The following is a 19,996-nucleotide window of genomic DNA, read 5'->3' on the forward strand; positions in this document are numbered from 1 at the left end:
TTTAGAACAAAAAAGTTTTCTTCAGTGATGGAACGATTCACCAGTCCATCTTCTCTTAGCGTCTGTGCTAGTCTATTTCACGAGGCGAAATTTCGCCAACGAGATTTTTTACGATTTGTACTCTGTCACTAAATTGCTATAAAAGGATCGCTTTCAATGTCCACAAATGGCCTCACTCCGTGTAATGTACTTTGGTATAACCAATTAGGGATGAATGATGTTGACCGTGTCGGGGGCAAAAATGCTTCTCTCGGTGAAATGATCACTAACTTATCTGATCTGGGAGTATCCGTACCTAACGGTTTCGCGACAACCGCACAGGCGTTTAATGATTTTCTGGAGCAGAGCGGTGTAAATCAACGCATTTATAACCTGCTAGATGAAACGGATATTGATGATGTGAACCAACTGGCTGTAGCAGGTGCTCAGATCCGTCAATGGGTGATTGATACACCATTGACGAAGGAGTTGGAACAAGATATTCGTGATGCTTTCGCACAACTGTCAGAAGGTGAAGCGGAAGCTTCATTTGCTGTCCGCTCATCGGCAACTGCTGAGGACATGCCTGACGCTTCGTTTGCAGGGCAACAGGAAACATTCCTTAACGTTCAAGGAATTGACGCTGTATTAGTTGCGATTAAACACGTTTTTGCTTCATTGTTTAATGACCGTGCGATTTCATATCGTGTTCACCAAGGTTATGACCACCGCGGTGTAGCACTGTCCGCGGGCGTTCAACGCATGGTACGTTCAGATTTAGCCTCATCGGGTGTTATGTTTACGATTGATACTGAATCGGGCTTCGACCAAGTCGTATTTATTACCTCTGCGTATGGTTTAGGTGAGATGGTGGTGCAAGGCGCCGTGAATCCAGACGAGTTTTATGTCCATAAACCAACGTTAGCCAATAACCGTCCTGCAATTGTGCGCCGTACCCTGGGCTCTAAAAAATTACAAATGGTGTACGCCAACAGTAAAGAGCACGGTAAACAAGTACAAATTGAAGATGTGCCAGAAGCACTACGCAATCGTTTCTCTTTAACTGATCTCGAAGTGGAAGAGCTTGCACGCCAAGCTATACAGATTGAAAAGCACTACGGTCGCCCAATGGATATTGAGTGGGCAAAAGATGGTCATAATGGGCGTTTGTATATTGTCCAAGCAAGGCCAGAAACCGTTCGCTCTAATCAACAAGTGATGGAGCGTTATCAATTAAAACAACAAGGACAAGTTTTAGTTGAAGGACGTGCAATCGGTCATCGTATTGGCTCTGGGGCTGTTAAAGTCATACATAACTTGAGTGAAATGGATAGAATTCAGGTGGGTGATGTACTTGTTACCGATATGACAGACCCTGATTGGGAGCCTATCATGAAAAAAGCCGCTGCGATTGTTACGAATCGTGGTGGACGTACATGCCATGCTGCGATTATCGCGCGTGAATTAGGCATTCCTGCGGTTGTGGGTTGTGGTGATGCGACTGACCGTTTGCAAGAAGGCCAAGAAGTGACAGTTTCTTGTTCAGAAGGTGATACGGGCTTTGTGTACGAAGGTAAACTGGCGTTTGAAATTCACAGTTCTGAAGTGAGTGATATGCCAAATCTAGATGTCAAAATCATGATGAATGTCGGTAACCCTGACCGTGCATTTGATTTTGCTTGCTTACCTAATGAAGGTGTGGGTCTAGCTAGACTTGAGTTTATCATCAATCGTATGATTGGTGTTCACCCAAGGGCATTACTGGAATTTGATCAGCAATCTCCTGAGTTACAAGCAGAAATTCGCCAAATGATGGTGGGTTATGATGACCCGATTGAATTTTATGTCGGTAAATTAACCGAAGGGATTTCTACTCTAGCCGCTGCTTTCTGGCCAAAACGCGTTATTGTCCGTTTATCTGACTTCAAGTCTAATGAATATGCCAACTTAGTCGGTGGGGATATTTATGAACCTGAAGAAGAAAATCCAATGTTAGGTTTCCGTGGTGCAGGGCGCTATGTATCTGACAGTTTCCGTGCCTGTTTTGCATTAGAATGTGAAGCGGTTAAACGTGTTCGCAACACTATGGGATTAACGAATGTTGAAGTTATGATCCCATTTGTGCGGACAGTTGCACAAGCTGAGTCTGTAGTTGCTGAGCTGGCTAAACATGATTTGAAACGTGGTGAAAACGGTCTAAAAGTCATTATGATGTGCGAAATTCCATCAAATGCTTTACTGGCAGATCAATTCCTCGAACATTTCGACGGTTTCTCTATCGGTTCGAATGATATGACTCAGTTAACATTAGGTCTTGATAGGGATTCTGGTGTTGTTTCTGAGTTATTTGATGAACGAAACGATGCGGTAAAAGCCATGTTATCTATGGCTATACAGGCTGCAAAACGACAAAACAAATATGTAGGTATTTGTGGTCAAGGGCCATCCGACCATCAAGATTTTGCTCAATGGCTGGTAGATGAAGGTATTGATAGTTTATCTTTGAATCCAGATACCGTGGTACAAACATGGCTGACGATAGCTGAGAATCAATAGTTATCTCGTTTTTTAATCATCAAGGCTGAATGTGAATAACATTCAGCCTTCGCATTTATTTGATTAAAATTACCTATTACAGAAATTGATTAATACTATTATTAATAGGTTGATAGCAAACAGTTCTAAATAAATATTCATATAATACTTTTTAGATATAAATAAAAAAAGAATATAATTACTCTTATTTTGTGTATTTAGTTTGGGCAGAAAATATACCTTAAATAGAAATAACGAAATTTATTTAATTATATAACGCTAAAGGAGTATGAAAACTGCTAGTTATGTCAAAAATTGATATTAATCAATAATTATAAAGTGATGTTCTGATTACGATATGAATAATATTCATATTAAATGAAGATAAAAAAAAGCCTATCATGGGCTGACAGGCAAAGACTACACACAGCAATTCAGTTAAATAAAGCGACGCCTAAAAAGGGAGGGGCATAGCTTTTTATATCCATATGATTCAATAATAGAATATTAAACTATTCATATTATACAATCATTAAGAACACTCTCAATATTAATATTACTCATTGTTACTTAAAGAGAATTAATTCAATAGATTTATGTTAACATAAATTAGACTAAATACTAACGTTAGAATGTTAAATATTGTTTCTAAATATTAATGGAGCAATACTTATTAAGTTAGCAGACATGTCTTGCTTGAACATGCCTGCTACTAATCAACTGCGCACTACTTTTTAATCGAAAACTCTTCTTCTAGAAATTTTTCAGTTTCTGTTAAGTCTTCACTTGGAACTGCAACCTCATTCATCCAAGCTTTTAATAAGCTATATGAAACGGCTAATACAACAGGGCCAATAAACAAACCAATCATGCCAAATGATAAAATTCCACCAATAACACCAACAAGGATCAGAACCATTGGTAAGTCAGCCCCCATTTTAATGAGCCATGGGCGAAGAACGCCATCCATAGTGGCAACAACGGCGGCCCATATAGCAAGAATAATTCCCCATGTCGTATCACCTGTCCAAAATAGCCAAATGACGGATGGCACCATAATGAGTAGAGGCCCCAATTGCGCCACACAACATATAAACAGTAAGACAGTTAAGATGGCCGCATAACCAATACCCGACAAGGCAAGTCCAATTCCTCCGACGATGGCTTGAATTAGCGCGGTGACGACTACACCAAGGGCAACAGCTCGAATAGATTGTGCCGCTAACACGACGGCAGCATCCCCACGGATCCCTGCGAGACGGACCGCAAAGTGACGGATGCTAACCATGACAGATTCGCCTTTAAGGTAGAGCAATCCACTAAATAGCAGCATTAGCATCAAGTGAAAAACAAATCTTCCTGCGCTAATGGCCTGTGTAGCAAACCAGCCAGCAGCTTGGCCAAAATAGGGTTGAATTTTAGCAAGTAAAGCATTCCCCCCACTGGCGACTAAGCTATGCCATGCATAGTAAATTTTCTCACCCACCATTGGAATGGTATTGAGCCATTCTAAATCAGGCAATGTTAAGCTTGACGGCGATTTCGCTAAATCAATAAGTGGTGTGCTATTTTCAATGATACTGCCAATTAGAATACCCAATGGAATAACGAACAGCAGTAATATAAGAAGAACCATCACCAATGTAGCTAACCAGCGCTTATGCCATAAGCGAGCTTCCAGTCTTAATAATAGTGGCCAAGTAGCAATTACCATCATTCCAGCCCATACAAAGCCAAGAATAAATGGATTAAGTACCCAAAAGCAGGCTGCTATCATTAAAACGATGGATAATAGGCCGAAAATAAGTTTGGGAAGATCCAAGCGTTTTTGCGATTTTTCCATTAATGACTGGTCCTTTACAAATGAAAATTCTGTGTCTGTGGCAAATTTTTAGGTGAAAATAACGTAATTTTTTTTCACGGTTAAAAAAAACAATATTGTGATATGGTTCATAATGACAATGTCATCAGCGGCTGTGCTGTCTTTACAGGCTGTGAAGGTAACCCATCATAGACCTAAGACACTATTGTGCAACTTAAAATAAAGATAGTACATAACGAGTAATGCGAACACTAAACAACAAGAGTCATCGTTAATAATGATCCCGCGTATATCAGAAGCTCCTCATCTTAGTCATCTAGTTATTGAGTTCTTGCATGAGCTACAAGAACAGGGTTTTACTGGGGATAACGGCACCAGCTATGCTGAGCGTTTATCCATGGCAACAGATAATAGTATTTACCAACTATTACCCCAAGCGGTTGTATTTCCGCGTTCGAGTGCAGATGTACAAATTATCACTCGGCTTGCGGGGCAAGCGAAATTTCGTGAGCTCAGCTTTACACCTCGGGGTGGTGGGACGGGAACTAATGGGCAATCCTTAACTGAAGGGATTGTTGTGGATATGTCCCGTTATATGAATAGGATTTTAGAAATAAACCCAGAGCAAGGTTGGGTTAAAGTTGAGGCTGGGGTCATCAAAGACCAATTAAATCAATACCTCAAACCTTACGGTTATTTCTTTTCGCCGGAGCTATCTACCAGCAACCGAGCAACATTAGGTGGAATGATCAACACTGACGCATCTGGTCAAGGCTCATTAGTATATGGTAAAACCTCTGATCACGTGTTAGGCGTTAAAGCCATGGTGTTAGGTGGAGAATGCCTAGATACACGTGCTATGCCTATCGAACTCGCCCAAACGATTGCGTCAGAAGATTCAACAGTGGGGCGTATATATAAAACAGTATTAGAACGCTGTTTAGAGCAACGTCCATTAATTGAAGAAAAATTTCCCAAGTTAAATCGTTTCCTGACAGGGTATGATTTACGTCATGTATTTAATGATGAACTAACAGAATTTGACCTTACCCGTATCTTGACTGGGTCTGAAGGGTCTTTAGCCTTTATTACCGAGGCGACGCTTGATATCACACCTTTGCCAAAAGTACGCCGCTTAGTAAACGTCAAATATGACTCTTTTGAGTCCGCATTGCGTAATGCACCTTTTATGGTTGATGCAAAAGCCTTGTCTGTTGAAACAGTTGACTCGAAAGTATTGAATTTAGCGCGTGAAGATATTGTTTGGCACTCAGTTAAAGCATTGATTACTGACATTCCAAATAAGGAAATGTTGGGGCTGAATATTGTTGAGTTTAGTGGTGATGATGAAGCGGAAATTAACCAATTAACTGAAAGCCTTTGTCAGCGGCTTGATGAGTTAATGGCGAATAACCAAGCCGGCGTGATTGGTTATCAAACCTGTCATGACCTTGAAGATATTACGCGCATTTATAACATGCGTAAAAAAGCAGTTGGGCTGTTAGGGAACAGCAAGGGGGCTGCAAAGCCAATTCCGTTTGTTGAGGATACTTGTGTTCCTCCTGAGCATCTTGCTGATTATATAGTGGAATTCCGTGCATTATTAGACAGTCACAACTTGAATTATGGCATGTTTGGCCACGTGGACGCAGGGGTATTACATGTGCGTCCTGCGCTTGATATGTGTGATCCGCAGCAAGAAGTATTGATGAAACAAATTTCTGATGAAATTGTGGCATTAACCGCTAAATATGGTGGGCTTTTGTGGGGGGAACATGGGAAAGGTTTCCGTGCGCAATATAGTCCTGAATTTTTTGGCGATGTATTATACGGTGAGCTTCGGAATATTAAAGCGGCATTTGACCCCGATAACCGTTTGAACCCAGGTAAAATTTGCCCACCTGCGGGGTTGGATGCACCGATGAAGCAGGTTGATGACATCAAGCGAGGAACGTATGACCGGCAAATTCCAGTCCAAATGCGCCAAGAGTTCCGTGGTGCTATGGAGTGTAATGGCAATGGGCTGTGTTTCAATTTTGATGTAAAGAGCCCAATGTGCCCATCGATGAAGGTGAGTGGTCAACGAGTCCATTCTCCGAAAGGCCGTGCAACACTTGTTCGTGAATGGTTAAGGTTGCTAGCGGAACAAGGCGTTACACCAGAACACCTTGAAAAAGGAATTACGCACAACCAGCCTTCATTAAGAGGCTTAATCGAGAAAACCCGTAATACTTGGCGTGCGAAGCAAGGGGATTATGATTTTTCTCATGAAGTGAAAGCTTCAATGGCTGGGTGCCTCGCCTGTAAAGCCTGCTCAACACAATGCCCGATTAAAATTGATGTGCCATCATTTAGAGCTAAATTTTTAGCATTGTATCATGGGCGTTATTTGCGACCTATTCGGGACCATATTGTTGCAAACGTCGAAGCGAGTGCACCAATACTTTCCAAGGTACCTAGCGTATTTAATTTCTTTTTACGTCAACCGGTGGTGCAAAAACTGAGCCAACACACCATTGGTATGGTGGATTTACCGTTATTTTCTCAACCCACATTAAAACAAGAACTTTCAGGCCATGCCGCGGTTTCTGTTACGCTTGAACAACTTGAAAGTATGGCGGATTCACAGCGTGAAAAATATGTGCTGGTGGTTCAAGACCCTTTCACTAGCTATTACGATGCCAAAGTGGTGGCAGATTTTGTCCGCTTAATTGAAAAGTTAGGTCTTAAACCTGTATTGTTACCGTTTTCACCGAATGGAAAAGCGCAACATATCAAAGGTTTTTTAGCGAAATTTGCTAAAACAGCTCGCAAGACAGCGGACTTTTTAAATCGAGTGGCAAAATTACAGTTACCAATGGTCGGTGTTGACCCTGCACTGGTACTTTGTTATCGCGATGAATATCATGAAATTTTAGGCAAAGAACAGTGCCAATTTACGGTGATGTTGGCGCATGAGTGGTTAATGACATTGCCTGAACCACACAATGTGCAAGTGGCTTCGACACAACCATGGTATTTTTTCGGTCATTGTACGGAATCAACGGCTTTACCTAATAGTGCGAATCAATGGGCAGCGTTATTTGCTCGCTTTGGGCAAACATTAAATAATGTTAGTGTTGGCTGTTGTGGCATGGCAGGGACTTATGGGCACGAAGTGGCCAATCTTCAAAATTCAAAAGGAATTTATGATTTATCGTGGAAAGGCGCGATGTCTTCTTTGCCAAAAGATCGCTGTTTAAGTTCAGGTTATTCTTGCCGTAGCCAAGTTAAGCGAATGGAAAATGTATCGATAAAACATCCGATTCAAGCACTGTTGGAGATAGTTTAATGATTTGGAAACGTCAATTTAATTTGCAACAACTCGCTGAAATGTCAAAAACCTGCATGTTAGGGCATCTTGGCATTGAAATCACGGCAATTGGAGATGATTATTTAGAGGGAATAATGCCTGTCGATCATCGTACCAAACAGCCTTTTGGGTTATTGCATGGCGGTGCTTCTGTTGTGTTAGCCGAATCCTTGGGTTCAATTGCGGGTTATATGTGCTCGGAAGGGGAACAAAAGGTGGTCGGGTTGGAAATCAATGCAAATCATGTTCGTGCTGCTCGCTCAGGGGTTGTAAAAGGTATTTGTAAGCCTATTCATTTAGGACGTCGCCAGCAAGTGTGGAATATTGAAATTTTCAATGAACAAGGCAAATTGTGTTGTACTTCTCGCCTGACAACTGCGGTATTATTTGAATAATAACCATTCTATATATAGGGTTTTTTGGCTAATTAAATGCCAGAACACCCTATAAAACCCTTATTATTGTATGGTTATATGGCCATTCTTTCTATAAATTCATTTTTTATCAAGTTAATTAAGTTGTATAATAAATGCATCTTTATTAATTTGTGTCATTTAAGTGTATTATTTAGTACAAATTTAAATAAAAAACACAACTCTACTTATTCATTATTTATCAATGGGTTGATCTTATTTTGCTAGGTGCTTGTTTGTTTTTTAACCTGATAATGAGCAAGAAAAGAGCTAAAATAGCTATAACCTCTTAAAACAAATGGTTGAAGTCAATTAGCTAATCATTACCATAGGGTAGGCAGAGTTAATCTCCTGATAACAGGCTGAAAAGCCATAAGAAATGTGGGGTCAATATGACTGACGGTGTAGAGACATTTTCATTTGATGAAAACAATTGGCAGGGAGTTAGCCTGACACAAAGCGCTGCAAAACAAATCAAAAAATTGATGGTGCAAAACCCAAACACTAAAGGGCTTTCACTTGGCGTAAAACAGTCCGGCTGCGCGGGTTTTGGTTATGTATTTGAAATGATCGAAAACCCAACAGAGCAACACCTGTTATTTGAACTCGATGGCGCACATCTTTATGTGCCAAAAGAAGCAATGCCATTTATTGATGGCACAGTCGTTGATTTTGTCCAAGAAGGGCTGAATCAAATTTTCAAATTCAATAACCCGAAAGCCCAACATGCCTGTGGGTGTGGTGAAAGCTTCGGCGTTTAACATGTGAAGTCAGATTATGTCACAGAGCAATGTAGAAGTTGGCGATGATGTTCAAAGCTGGCTTGATGACCAGCGTTATAAAGAAGGCTTCTTTACCGAAGTCGCGACTGATGAAATGGCGAAAGGCATCAACGAAGATGTGATCCGCGCAATTTCAGCAAAACGTAATGAGCCTGAGTGGATGCTCCAATTCCGTCTTGATGCCTTTAATCACTGGAAAGGCATGGAAGAGCCTCATTGGCTTAAAGCGAATTACCCAAATCTCGATTATCAAGACTATAGCTATTATTCTGCGCCATCTTGTGGCTCATGTGATGATACCTGTGGTTCGCAATCTGGTGCAACCCAAGGCACAGGTGTAGCGGAAACCAATAATTATTTAACGGCTGAAGTTGAAGAAGCTTTTAACCAATTGGGTGTTCCTGTACGTGAAGGGAAGGCTGTTGCGGTTGACGCCATTTTTGACTCGGTCTCGGTATCTACAACTTACCGTGATGACTTAGCCAAACATGGGGTTATTTTTTGTTCGTTCAGTGAGGCTATTCAAGAGTACCCTGAACTGGTGCAGAAATATCTCGGGTCAGTCGTTTCGAGCCATGATAACTTTTTTGCGGCATTAAATGCGGCGGTAGCTTCAGATGGTACGTTTGTGTATGTACCAAAAGGCGTACATTGCCCAATGGAGCTATCAACTTATTTTAGGATCAACGCAGCCAAAACAGGCCAGTTTGAGCGTACGATTTTAATTGCCGATGAAGGTAGCTATGTCAGTTATATCGAAGGGTGTTCTGCGCCTGTTCGTGATAGCTATCAGCTCCATGCGGCGGTTGTTGAAGTGATTATTCATAAAGATGCCGAAGTTAAATATTCGACTGTCCAAAACTGGTTCTCCGGTGGAGATAGCGAAGCCGGTGGGATCCTGAACTTTGTGACTAAGCGTGCATTGTGTGAAGGTGAAAATTCAAAAATGTCATGGACGCAGTCAGAAACTGGCTCTGCCATCACATGGAAATACCCAAGCGTTATCCTTAAAGGGGATAACTCTGTCGGTGAGTTTTTCTCTGTTGCATTAACAAATGGTAATCAGCAAGCAGATACCGGAACGAAAATGATCCATATCGGGAAAAACACCCGTTCAACGATTATTTCTAAGGGTATTTCAGCAGGTAAGAGCCAAAACAGTTATCGCGGTTTAGTGAAAATTTTACCAAGTGCACATAATGCTCGTAACTTTACCCAATGTGACTCTATGTTAATTGGTACACAGTGCGGTGCACATACTTTCCCGTATGTGGAAGTTAAAAATAATACGGCACAGCTCGAACATGAAGCGACAACCTCACGTATTGGAGAAGACCAGTTATTTTACTGTTTACAACGTGGTATCAGCGAAGACGATGCGATATCAATGATTGTAAATGGTTTCTGTAAAGATGTGTTCTCGGAGCTTCCATTAGAATTTGCCGTAGAAGCACAAAAATTACTGGCAATCAGCTTAGAGCACAGTGTTGGTTGATCCTAATCGAGTTTATTTGCGCTAAGGCGCTAAAGGCATGTAAATATGTTAAGTGTTAAAGATTTACACGTGAGTGTAGAAGGTAATGAGATTTTAAAAGGGTTATCTCTGGAAGTAAAACCAGGGGAAGTTCACGCCATCATGGGCCCAAATGGCTCTGGTAAAAGTACATTATCAGCCACACTTGCTGGCCGCGAAGAGTATGAAATTGATAGCGGTGAAGTGACGTTTAAAGGTAAAGACCTGTTTGAGTTAGATCCAGAAGAGCGTGCAGGGGAAGGCGTTTTCCTCGCATTCCAATACCCTGTTGAAATTCCAGGGGTCAGTAACCAATTTTTCTTACAAACCGCCGTTAATGCGGTCAGAGAATATCGCCAGCAAGAAGCATTAGATCGTTTTGATTTCCAAGATTTTATTGAAGATAAAATCAAATTATTAGAAATGCCAGAAGATTTACTTGCTCGTTCTGTTAACGTGGGTTTTTCCGGTGGTGAGAAAAAACGTAACGATATCTTGCAGATGGCAGCTCTAGAGCCTCAATTGTGTATTCTTGATGAAACTGACTCCGGTTTAGATATTGATGCGCTGAAAATTGTGGCTAACGGTGTGAATTCATTACGTTCGCCTGAACGTTCATTTATTATCGTAACCCACTATCAACGCATTTTGGATTATGTAAAGCCTGACTTTGTCCACGTGTTATATCAAGGGAAAATCATCAAATCAGGTGATTTCAGTTTAGCGAAAAAACTGGAGGAGCAGGGTTATGGCTGGCTTATTGACCAACAGTGAAAGAGCACAAAAACGTGCTGAAGTTGCAAAGCTCAATGAGCAAGCAATGTCACGTTTTTCTGAATTGTTTGAGCAACGACACGGTGTGAATTCTCAACATGCTAAAACGCATTGGGAAATGGCAAAACAAGTTGGCTTGCCTGCGTTTCGCCATGAAGATTGGCACTATACACCACTAAATACGGTACTTGAGGCTCAGTATCGTTTTAGTGATAGCGATGTTGAAGCAAAAGACTGTGAAGCATTGGCTCTGCCGATTGACGCCTATCGCCTTGTTTTAATTGATGGGCGCTATAGTTCAGCACTAAGCTCCATTGATATGGGGCCATTCCAAGTGTCTTTGCTTGATAACCAAGACTTGCTTCCTTCGCCTGTAAATAGCGAGATTTTCTTGCATTTAACAGAAAGCTTGGCGGTACAACCGTTAGTTGTTCATCTTGCTGCAAATAAAATAGCAGAGAAACCATTGTATCTGCTGAATATTTCAACGGGTAGCAGCGATAAACAGGCTACGAATATTAGCCAGTATCGCTACCATTTAACGTTAGATGCGAACAGCAAAGCTCAAGTGATTGAGCATTATGTCAGTTTGAATGACCAAATGCACATGACGGGCAGCCGTTTAACGGTTGAAGTCGGTGATAATGCAGATTTTAGTCACTTTAAGTTAAATATTGAAAATGGTCTGGCTCAGCATTTTGCTCACAATGATATTGTTATTGGGCGTGATAGTCGGGTGAAAAGTACGAGCTTTTTACTTGGCGCATTATTAACGCGAAACCATACCAGTGCTCGCCTTGATGGTGAAAATACAGAATTTGAACTTAACAGTTTATTGCTGCCTAAAGGCAATGAAATTGCAGATACTCGTACGTATTTAGAGCACAATAAGGGTTACTGTAATAGCCGCCAACTACATAAAGTCATTGCGATGGATAGCAGTAAAGCTGTCTTTAATGGCATGATTAAAGTAGCGCCGAATGCATTAAAAACAGATGGTCAGATGACTAACAATACGTTGTTGTTAGGTGAAAAAGCTGAAATTGATACTAAACCTCAGCTTGAGATTTATGCGGACGACGTAAAGTGTGGTCACGGTGCAACGGTCGGCCGTATTGATGACGAACAACTGTTTTATCTGCGTTCAAGAGGCATTGAGGGTAAAGCAGCAAAACATATGATTATCATCGCATTTGCTGCAGAACTTACAGAATCTATTGAATCGGAAGAGTTAAAACACGCTGTGATGGCAAACATCCGCCAGCGCTTAGCGGAGGTTTAATCCCCATGCTATTCAATGTCGCTTCAGTCAGGCAGGATTTTCCTGCCTTATCTCAGTTTGTCAATAATCATCCATTAGTCTATTTGGATAGTGCAGCAAGTGCACAAAAGCCTTTTCAAGTCATTGAAAAAGAAAGTGATTTTACGTTGAATCAATATGCTGCGGTTCATCGCGGTATACATACTCTCAGCGCAAATGCTACAACAATGATGGAAGAGGTTCGTCAAAAAGCGGCCGCTTTCATTCACGCAGCTTCAAATGAAGAAATTGTGTTTGTTAAAGGCACAACGGAAGGTATTAACCTAGTAGCAAATAGTTTTGGTCTAAAGTATTTCCATGAAGGGGACAATATTGTCATCACTGAAATGGAACATCATGCGAATATTGTACCTTGGTATATGTTAGCTGAAGAAATTGGTTTTGAAATCCGAGTTATCCCAATTTCTGATGATGGTAGGCTACAGTTAGAGGTATTAAATGATGTCATTGATTCACGTACGCGATTATTGAGCTTTACACATATCTCTAATGTATTGGGAACAGTTAATCCCGTACAGGAGATAATCAAGCAAGCACGAGCAATTGCTGCTTCAAAAGGCGGTGAAATCACGGTATTGGTTGATGGTGCGCAAGGTGCAATGCATCAGCAGGTTGATGTACAAGCCTTAGACTGTGATTTCTATGTGTTTTCAGGTCACAAGCTATATGGCCCGACGGGTATTGGTATCCTTTATGGTAAAAAAGCTATTTTGGATATGATGCCACCATGGGAAGGTGGTGGGGCGATGATCCGCCAAGTCAGCCTGACCAAAGGGATCACTTTTGCTGACGCACCTTGGCGCTTTGAAGCGGGAACACCGAATGTAAGCGCAATTATTGGTTTAGGGGCGGCATTTGATTATTTAAATGCACTAAATTTATCTGATGTATTTGCTCATGAAGCTGAAGTGATGGCTTATGCTTCTAAGAAATTGCAAGAAATACCTTCAGTTATATTATATGGCAATGACCAACGGGAAGGTGTTCTGGCTTTCAATTTAGGCAAGCACCATGCTTATGATGTTGGGTCTTTCCTTGACAGGTATGGCATTGCAATCCGTACTGGGCATCATTGTGCTTTACCATTAATGGAACATTACCAAGTTCCCGCTATGTGCCGCGCTTCTGTAGGGATATACACCACCAAAGAAGAAATCGATTCTTTATGCAATGCGTTACAGCGCATCAAAAAATTGTTAGGCTAAGCACATAAGAAACAGATGGTAAAGGAACTGAGCATGCCCGCATTACCCGATGAAAGTAAGTTATTACGTAATTTCTCTCGCTGTCAGGACTGGGAGGAGCGTTACCTCTATATGATAGAGCTAGGGGGGCGTTTACCTGAACTCTCTGAGGCACAAAGAAGCGATAATAATTTAATCGCTGGATGCCAAAGCCAAGTGTGGATTGATATGCAAAAACAAGCGGACGGGACAATTACGTTTGCAGGTGATAGCGATGCAGCCATCGTTAAAGGGCTAGTTGCAATTGTTATTATTCTTTTTCAAGGTAAAACAGCGCAACAAATATTAGCACTTGATGTGAAGTCATTTTTTGAACAATTAGCATTAGAGCAGCATTTAACACCTTCACGTACTCAAGGTTTGAATGCGATGATCCGCACAATTTTATCGCGAGCGGCACAATTAGTATAATCTTACCGAGGGAGCCTTATGCTCCCTCTCTTATATTTTACTTCTTGGGTATTATTCTTTATCCGAGCAATTCTTTAAAGTCATCGTATTTAGTTATCATAAAAAGACTACTTCCATATTAATACTTAATAAAAATATTTATTTAGTATTAAAGATATGAGAGATAGTTGCTATTATGAACAATAATCATTGAATTATTGTAAGAACATTATTTTCCTTGGAGTAGGTATGAAAAGAGTTTTGACGGTGGCAAGTTTGTTTGTCATGAGCGCCTTATTGGCTCCAGCTCAAGCAAAAGAATATCCATTACCTGACAGTAACACTCGACTTATCGGGGAAAATTACACGTATATCGTACCCAATGACGGGCGTCCACTGGAAGCCATTGCCAGTGAGCACCAAATTGGGCTACTAGGCATGCTTGAAGCAAACCCTGGAACGGACCCGTATCTTCCTGAAGCTGGAAAAGAGCTTATCATTCCAGCACAAATGTTGTTACCGTCAACGCCAAGAACCGGAATTGTGATTAATTTAGCAGAGCTGCGTTTATATTATTATCCGGCGAACAGCGAAGAAGTGATTGTTTACCCTATAGGTATTGGCCAATTAGGTCGTGATACACCTGAAATGGTAACTTCAGTAAGCCAATCAATTAAAGATCCAACATGGACGCCAACGGCGAACATCCGTAAAAATTATGCTAAAGAAGGTATAACGCTTCCTGCAGTCGTTCCAGCAGGTCCTGAAAATCCAATGGGCTTGTATGCATTACGACTAGCATATGGGCGTGGTGAATATCTGATCCACGGTACTAATGCAGATTTTGGTATTGGTATGCGGGTGAGCTCCGGTTGTATTCGTTTACGTCCTGATGATATTGAAGCGTTATTCAAGACAGTACCAAAAGGAACTCGTGTCCAAGTTATTGATCAGCCTGTAAAATACTCCAAAGAAACTGATGGTAGTTATTACATTGAGGTGCATCAGCCATTATCTCGGACAAGTAATGATGACCCACAAACAATGCCAATCAAACTGACTGACGATTTCAAGCGTTTTCTGGAAAATGAAGGGGTTGATAAGGCTTTAGTAGAAAAAGAGCTAGCAAGGCGTTCTGGGATGCCTGTGCGTGTGAATAATGATCAGGGTAATAGTTCTTCAGACTCTGAAACGCAGCACGAAGGGTTAGTTCCTATTGAACCTTTTACTATTTCACAGCCACAGCCTATCTATGACCATAAAGTCAGCGCAGTGCTTCCTACTAAATATCGCTCTTCCTCTGTAGTTGAATAACTACTCCAAATAATAAGGGCCTATTTTCATAGGCCCTCATAAATACTATTAGCTTCAAAGAAGCGCCGTTTCAACTAGACAACGACCAAATCTAACTTATTTTTTGTAAGTACGAACTTGGTTGTCTAAACGTTGGTTAGCACGTGCTGCTTCTTCTTGAGCTGTCTGTACGTCAGAACGCAGAGACTGAACGTCGTTGCTCAGTTGATCAACTTTACCATTCAGAGTTTGTACGTCTGAAGAGAGTTTTTGCACTTCAGTGCTGTTAGAACAACCCGCTAGTAATGCTGAAGCTAATACGATAGAGCCCAGTACAATTTTAGTACGAATCATTATTTTACCCTCTAGATTGATTTATCTTGAAAATATAAAAAGCAAGTCACCAAACAATAGAGCTAAGACTGTTATTTACAGCTTGCTATATCCCTTTAAAACAACCTAATGAAAATTAGGGTATGGCACTTACTATGTCTTATGCTAGTACTAAATATAAAGTTTTGCTAGAAATACTTTATATTTAGTACTAGGAAAAAGAAGAAAAATTTAAATTAAGATCAATGAAGGTTGTTATTTGACCAATTTGAGTGCGTTTTATGATATTACGCTTAAATAGCAATAAGATATTTACTAGAGAAAATGAAATAAATGAATAGTTACATCAGGGCAGCACTATATGTTAAATTCAAATTAAAAGGCCTGACTCCGATTGAATATCGAAATCAGGCCTTACAAGCCGCTTAACTAAAAGTGTCCAACTTTATGGGTTCACTTCAAGTGATCTCTATCGGCCTTTTAAAAGACAAATAAAATTTAATTACAGCACGTGAACTGAAGAGGTATTGGTTGTACCGCTTTGTACTAACGCACCGGAAACCATCACAACAGCATCACCAGGAACCGCTAATCCACTTTCTAGAGCTGCGCGTTTACCTTCACGATAAAAGTCATCTGTAGATGTAAATCCACCAACTATCATTGGGATCACACCTTTTACTAACAATAACTGACGTGCAGTTTCTTCATTAGTCGTTAACGCGAGGATTGGTGCAGTAGGGAAATATTTACGAACAGACTTAGCAGACTTACCGCCGTAGGTTGCTACAACGATTAGTGGAACATCTAATTTTTCAGACATTTCCACTGCACCACGACATACAGCCTCAGTGACACGTAGGCGTTGGCTTGGTTTTTGACTATCGATACGAGTTTGCATGATGCGGTCAGTACGCTCACAGATAGTCGCCATAATAGTTACGGCTTCTACAGGGTATTTACCTTTCGCACTTTCACCTGAAAGCATAACTGCATCAGTACCATCCAAAATAGCATTGGCTACGTCACCCGCTTCTGCACGAGTAGGGCGTGGGTTTTTGATCATTGAATCTAACATTTGTGTAGCAGTAATCACGACTTTACGCGCAGCAACACATTTTTCAATCATCATTTTTTGGGCGAAAATAACTTCTTCAACCGGGATTTCGACCCCTAAGTCACCGCGAGCAACCATGATGCCGTCAGAGGCTTCTAAAATCTCATCAAAATTATTCAAACCTTCTTGGTTTTCAATTTTAGAAATGATTTGGATGTTCTCACCACCATGTTTTTTCAGGTGAGCTCGAATTTCTTCGACATCTGAGCGTTTACGAATAAATGAAGCAGCAACAAAATCAACACCTTGTTGGCAACCAAAAACTAAATCTTCTTTATCTTTCTCTGCTAATGCAGGTAAGCCAATAGAAACACCTGGCAGGTTAACCCCTTTTTTCTCTCCGAGGTCACCGTTATTTAAAACTTCACAAACGACTTCAGTTGCAGTGACATTAGTCACTTTCATGCCAATTAAGCCATCATCAACTAATACGGTATTGCCAACTTTTAAATCTGAAGTTAAGCCTGCATAGGTCACGGCAACTTTATCTTTATTGCCTACAACAGAGGTATCGGTAGTAAATGTAAAAGTTTGACCCGCAACGAGAGAAACATCGTTACCACCTTCCAATTTCATGGTGCGAATTTCAGGGCCTTTGGTATCTAGCAGAATAGCTGCTTGTTTGCCGGTTTTGGCACAAACAGAACGAAGGTTTTTGATTCGTTGACCATGTTCTTCATAGTCACCGTGAGAAAAGTTGAGGCGCATGACATTCATGCCAGCATCAAGAAGTTGGGTCAGTTTTTCTTCTGATTCGGTTTTTGGACCGATAGTACAAACAATTTTGGTTTTTTTCATGGCAGTCTATCTAATGTTATAAAGGAAATCGGTATTGTCGCCGATGCTTAGTACATTTTATAAATCGTACGCATGGTAAATTTTGTTGCGCAACTCATTTATAAGAATAGGCGACAGTCTGGTGTTTAATGCATTTTTACACTTAAATTTGTCACATTTTGTTTCTTATTATAGTGTAGATGACAAATTCAATTAAAGCTAACGTATTGATTTACTACTGGTGAAACCTTTCAGCCAGTGTGAGTATTATAGACAACAAAAAACTGTGAGACAAATCAAATTTTACTAAATTGAAAGAAGAGACCATTCAGATCAAAAATTCATTTAAAATTAAGGAAGTTAATTTGTTGCGCAACAAATTAAGGGAATAATAATAGACAATCAAGAGAAATTTTAGGTAGCAGGGAGATAAATAAAATGGTGCGTCCGAGTAGACTCGAACTACCGACCCCCACCATGTCAAGGTGGTGCTCTAACCAACTGAGCTACGGACGCACTGGAAAATTTGATTGTGTTAATTTGAAATGGTGCGTCCGAGTAGACTCGAACTACCGACCCCCACCATGTCAAGGTGGTGCTCTAACCAACTGAGCTACGGACGCGCTGAAAATTAACATTGTGTTCACTAGAAATGGTGCGTCCGAGTAGACTCGAACTACCGACCCCCACCATGTCAAGGTGGTGCTCTAACCAACTGAGCTACGGACGCATCTAAAAGATATCTCGGTGACAACGGGGATGAATATTAACGTTATGAAGTTCATCTGGCAAGGGGAAAATGTATTTTCGCGATAGTTTGTTCGTATTTAAAACTATCTGGTGCGAAATACATCTTCTCCCATAATAAAAAGCTTAAAAAACCGTCAATTAGCGAGCTGAGCGAAGTAAGACAACATCCTCTGTTTGCTTATGGATCCATATAATTCGTGTTGCCATTCCTATTGCAGCGGCACTTAAACCAATAATAAAGCCAATCCAGAAGCCTTTAGGCCCCATAGCTGGTACGATGAAATCAGTTAACGCTAAAATATAACCAGAAGGCAAGCCAAGTAACCAATATGCAGTGAAGGTAATAAAGAAAATTGAACGCGTATCTTTATAACCACGTAAAATTCCGGCACCAATAACTTGCACAGAATCTGACAGCTGATAAATAGCTGCGTATAACATTAAGCTGCTTGCTAAAACAACGACCTCTGGGTTTTTGTTATACATCATTGCAATCGGCTCACGGAAAACGGCGGTGAGAACTGCAGTAAAACAAGCGACCATTAAGCCAACAGTAATACCAGTATAAGATGAAACTTTAGCAGCTTCAGTCGATTTCTGTCCTAAGTTATAACCTACGCGAATGGTTGCTGCTATTCCTAATGATAATGGGAACATAAACATCACAGAACTGAAATTCAACGCAACTTGGTGACCAGCTACTGCAACAACCCCTAATGGGGCGACTAGCAGTGCAACGACGGCAAATAAAGTGACCTCAAAGAAAAGTGCCAGGCCAATAGGCGTACCTAACACGATAATTCGCTTTAAGATTAATGGATTTGGCGATGTGAAAGAGAGTGTAGGGCGAATATCACGCTGCGCAGTAGCACGTTTCACATACCATCTCATCATCAGACACATAGCCCAATACACTGATGCAGTGGCGACACCACAACCCACACCACCTAAAGCAGGTGCACCAAAGTGACCATAAATAAAGATATAGTTAATAGGAATATTAATCATTAGGCCAAGAAAACCAATCACCATCCCCGGCTTGGTTTTTGAAAGCCCTTCACATTGGCTACGATATACTTGGTAAAATAAGTAGCCTGGAGCTCCCCACATAATGGCATGTAAAAAACGGACAGATTTATCTGCCAATTCTTTATCAATATGGGGCATATTGCTAATAATAAGCTGACTGTTATAAAGAAGGCACATAATGCCTAAGGCTAAAAGTAGCGCTAACCATAGACCTTGTTGAATTTGGTCGCCTATTAGGTTGCGACGGCCTGACCCATTCATTTGTGCAACGATTGGGGTTAATGCCATCAAAATTCCTTGGCCAAAAAGAATAGCTGGCAGCCAGATGGAAAACCCAACTGCAACTGCGGACATCTCAATTTCACTAACACTTCCAGCCATAACCGTATCCACAAACCCCATTGCAGTTTGTGAAAATTGAGCTAAAACGATAGGAATACCAAGTGCCAACAAGCTACGCGCTTCTGTAAAATATTTCTGCACGCATACACCTTTGTAATAAAAGCAAGTAAGAGAAAAAAACTAGAAAAATAAATGAGTTACTAAAAACACATCGATTGCTAAAAACCGCT

At 40.8% G+C, this 19,996-nt stretch carries 14 protein-coding genes and 3 tRNA genes; 10 read left to right on the forward strand and 7 right to left on the reverse strand.

Annotated features, from left to right (window positions below):
• Positions 1-156: 156 nt before the first annotated feature.
• Positions 157-2,535 (forward strand): phosphoenolpyruvate synthase, encoded by a 2,379-nt coding sequence (ppsA, locus tag PR834_RS10855; RefSeq protein WP_272536652.1) that lies wholly within the window; start codon positions 157-159, stop codon positions 2,533-2,535.
• Positions 2,536-3,241: 706 nt separating this feature from the next.
• Here ppsA and ydiK read toward each other — a convergent pair.
• Positions 3,242-4,357 carry an AI-2E family transporter YdiK gene (gene ydiK, locus PR834_RS10860; RefSeq protein ID WP_004263767.1) on the reverse strand — a complete coding sequence of 372 codons (1,116 nt, stop codon included), beginning with the start codon at positions 4,355-4,357 and terminating at the stop codon, positions 3,242-3,244.
• A 256-nt stretch (positions 4,358-4,613) separates the two neighbouring features.
• On the opposite strand from ydiK, the gene ydiJ reads away from it, so the two are divergent.
• From ydiJ to PR834_RS10905, 9 genes are all read left to right on the forward strand, one after another.
• Positions 4,614-7,667: a D-2-hydroxyglutarate dehydrogenase YdiJ gene (gene ydiJ, locus PR834_RS10865; protein ID WP_004263769.1), complete on the forward strand. Its 3,054-nt coding sequence runs from the start codon at positions 4,614-4,616 to the stop codon at positions 7,665-7,667.
• Positions 7,667-8,083 (forward strand): 1,4-dihydroxy-2-naphthoyl-CoA hydrolase, encoded by a 417-nt coding sequence (menI, locus tag PR834_RS10870; RefSeq protein ID WP_094961759.1) that lies wholly within the window; start codon positions 7,667-7,669, stop codon positions 8,081-8,083. The genes ydiJ and menI overlap by 1 nt, the downstream gene beginning before the upstream one ends.
• 410 nt (positions 8,084-8,493) lie before the next feature.
• Positions 8,494-8,862 carry a Fe-S cluster assembly scaffold SufA gene (gene sufA, locus PR834_RS10875; protein ID WP_004263773.1) on the forward strand — a complete coding sequence of 123 codons (369 nt, stop codon included), beginning with the start codon at positions 8,494-8,496 and terminating at the stop codon, positions 8,860-8,862.
• Between the two features lie 16 nt (positions 8,863-8,878).
• A complete protein-coding gene (gene sufB, locus PR834_RS10880) occupies positions 8,879-10,378 on the forward strand; it encodes a Fe-S cluster assembly protein SufB (protein WP_004263774.1) in 1,500 nt (499 codons plus the stop codon).
• 45 nt (positions 10,379-10,423) lie between these two features.
• Positions 10,424-11,170, forward strand: a complete 747-nt coding sequence (gene sufC, locus PR834_RS10885) for a Fe-S cluster assembly ATPase SufC (protein ID WP_004263776.1) — start codon at positions 10,424-10,426, stop codon at positions 11,168-11,170.
• Positions 11,145-12,452, forward strand: coding sequence for a Fe-S cluster assembly protein SufD (gene sufD / locus PR834_RS10890; protein ID WP_112307417.1), 1,308 nt, complete (start codon positions 11,145-11,147; stop codon positions 12,450-12,452). Before sufC ends, sufD begins: the two co-directional genes overlap by 26 nt.
• Positions 12,453-12,457: 5 nt before the next feature.
• The gene (gene sufS / locus PR834_RS10895) at positions 12,458-13,696 is read left to right on the forward strand and encodes a cysteine desulfurase SufS (RefSeq protein ID WP_272536653.1); all 1,239 of its coding nucleotides are present in this window, start codon (positions 12,458-12,460) and stop codon (positions 13,694-13,696) included.
• A 33-nt stretch (positions 13,697-13,729) separates the two neighbouring features.
• Positions 13,730-14,146, forward strand: a complete 417-nt coding sequence (gene sufE / locus PR834_RS10900; protein WP_036958665.1) for a cysteine desulfuration protein SufE — start codon at positions 13,730-13,732, stop codon at positions 14,144-14,146.
• Positions 14,147-14,374: 228 nt separating this feature from the next.
• On the forward strand, positions 14,375-15,439 hold the full coding sequence (locus PR834_RS10905; RefSeq protein ID WP_004263785.1) for a L,D-transpeptidase family protein: 1,065 nt from the start codon (positions 14,375-14,377) through the stop codon (positions 15,437-15,439).
• Between the two features lie 96 nt (positions 15,440-15,535).
• Here the strand turns inward: PR834_RS10905 and PR834_RS10910 are convergent, their stop codons facing one another.
• The 6 genes from PR834_RS10910 to PR834_RS10935 all read right to left on the reverse strand — a co-directional run bounded on the left by PR834_RS10910 (position 15,536) and on the right by PR834_RS10935 (position 19,907).
• On the reverse strand, positions 15,536-15,772 hold the full coding sequence (locus PR834_RS10910; protein WP_004263789.1) for a major outer membrane lipoprotein: 237 nt from the start codon (positions 15,770-15,772) through the stop codon (positions 15,536-15,538).
• 481 nt (positions 15,773-16,253) lie between these two features.
• Entirely contained in the window at positions 16,254-17,666 is a 1,413-nt protein-coding gene (gene pykF, locus PR834_RS10915) for a pyruvate kinase PykF (protein WP_181489631.1), read from the reverse strand.
• Between the two features lie 418 nt (positions 17,667-18,084).
• Positions 18,085-18,161 (reverse strand) — tRNA-Val (locus PR834_RS10920).
• 30 nt (positions 18,162-18,191) lie between these two features.
• Positions 18,192-18,268: transfer RNA gene (locus PR834_RS10925), tRNA-Val, on the reverse strand.
• 30 nt (positions 18,269-18,298) lie between these two features.
• Positions 18,299-18,375: transfer RNA gene (locus PR834_RS10930), tRNA-Val, on the reverse strand.
• Positions 18,376-18,533: 158 nt separating this feature from the next.
• Positions 18,534-19,907 carry an MATE family efflux transporter gene (locus tag PR834_RS10935; RefSeq protein WP_110591619.1) on the reverse strand — a complete coding sequence of 458 codons (1,374 nt, stop codon included), beginning with the start codon at positions 19,905-19,907 and terminating at the stop codon, positions 18,534-18,536.
• Positions 19,908-19,996: the final 89 nt, after the last annotated feature.

The organism is Providencia sp. PROV182 (assembly GCF_028480325.1).
Lineage (GTDB): Bacteria > Pseudomonadota > Gammaproteobacteria > Enterobacterales > Enterobacteriaceae > Providencia > Providencia hangzhouensis.

What these genes read in the sequence shown, in the direction of transcription:
- ydiK (WP_004263767.1), bottom strand. Translation starts at nt 4,357, where the DNA reads ATGGAAAAATCGCAAAAACGCTTGGATCTTCCCAAACTTATTTTCGGC.
- sufE (WP_036958665.1), top strand. Translation starts at nt 13,730, where the DNA reads ATGCCCGCATTACCCGATGAAAGTAAGTTATTACGTAATTTCTCTCGC.
- menI (WP_094961759.1), top strand. Translation starts at nt 7,667, where the DNA reads ATGATTTGGAAACGTCAATTTAATTTGCAACAACTCGCTGAAATGTCA.
- pykF (WP_181489631.1), bottom strand. Translation starts at nt 17,666, where the DNA reads ATGAAAAAAACCAAAATTGTTTGTACTATCGGTCCAAAAACCGAATCA.
- sufA (WP_004263773.1), top strand. Translation starts at nt 8,494, where the DNA reads ATGACTGACGGTGTAGAGACATTTTCATTTGATGAAAACAATTGGCAG.
- sufS (WP_272536653.1), top strand. Translation starts at nt 12,458, where the DNA reads ATGCTATTCAATGTCGCTTCAGTCAGGCAGGATTTTCCTGCCTTATCT.
- sufC (WP_004263776.1), top strand. Translation starts at nt 10,424, where the DNA reads ATGTTAAGTGTTAAAGATTTACACGTGAGTGTAGAAGGTAATGAGATT.
- PR834_RS10905 (WP_004263785.1), top strand. Translation starts at nt 14,375, where the DNA reads ATGAAAAGAGTTTTGACGGTGGCAAGTTTGTTTGTCATGAGCGCCTTA.
- ydiJ (WP_004263769.1), top strand. Translation starts at nt 4,614, where the DNA reads ATGATCCCGCGTATATCAGAAGCTCCTCATCTTAGTCATCTAGTTATT.
- sufB (WP_004263774.1), top strand. Translation starts at nt 8,879, where the DNA reads ATGTCACAGAGCAATGTAGAAGTTGGCGATGATGTTCAAAGCTGGCTT.
- ppsA (WP_272536652.1), top strand. Translation starts at nt 157, where the DNA reads ATGTCCACAAATGGCCTCACTCCGTGTAATGTACTTTGGTATAACCAA.
- PR834_RS10910 (WP_004263789.1), bottom strand. Translation starts at nt 15,772, where the DNA reads ATGATTCGTACTAAAATTGTACTGGGCTCTATCGTATTAGCTTCAGCA.
- sufD (WP_112307417.1), top strand. Translation starts at nt 11,145, where the DNA reads ATGGCTGGCTTATTGACCAACAGTGAAAGAGCACAAAAACGTGCTGAA.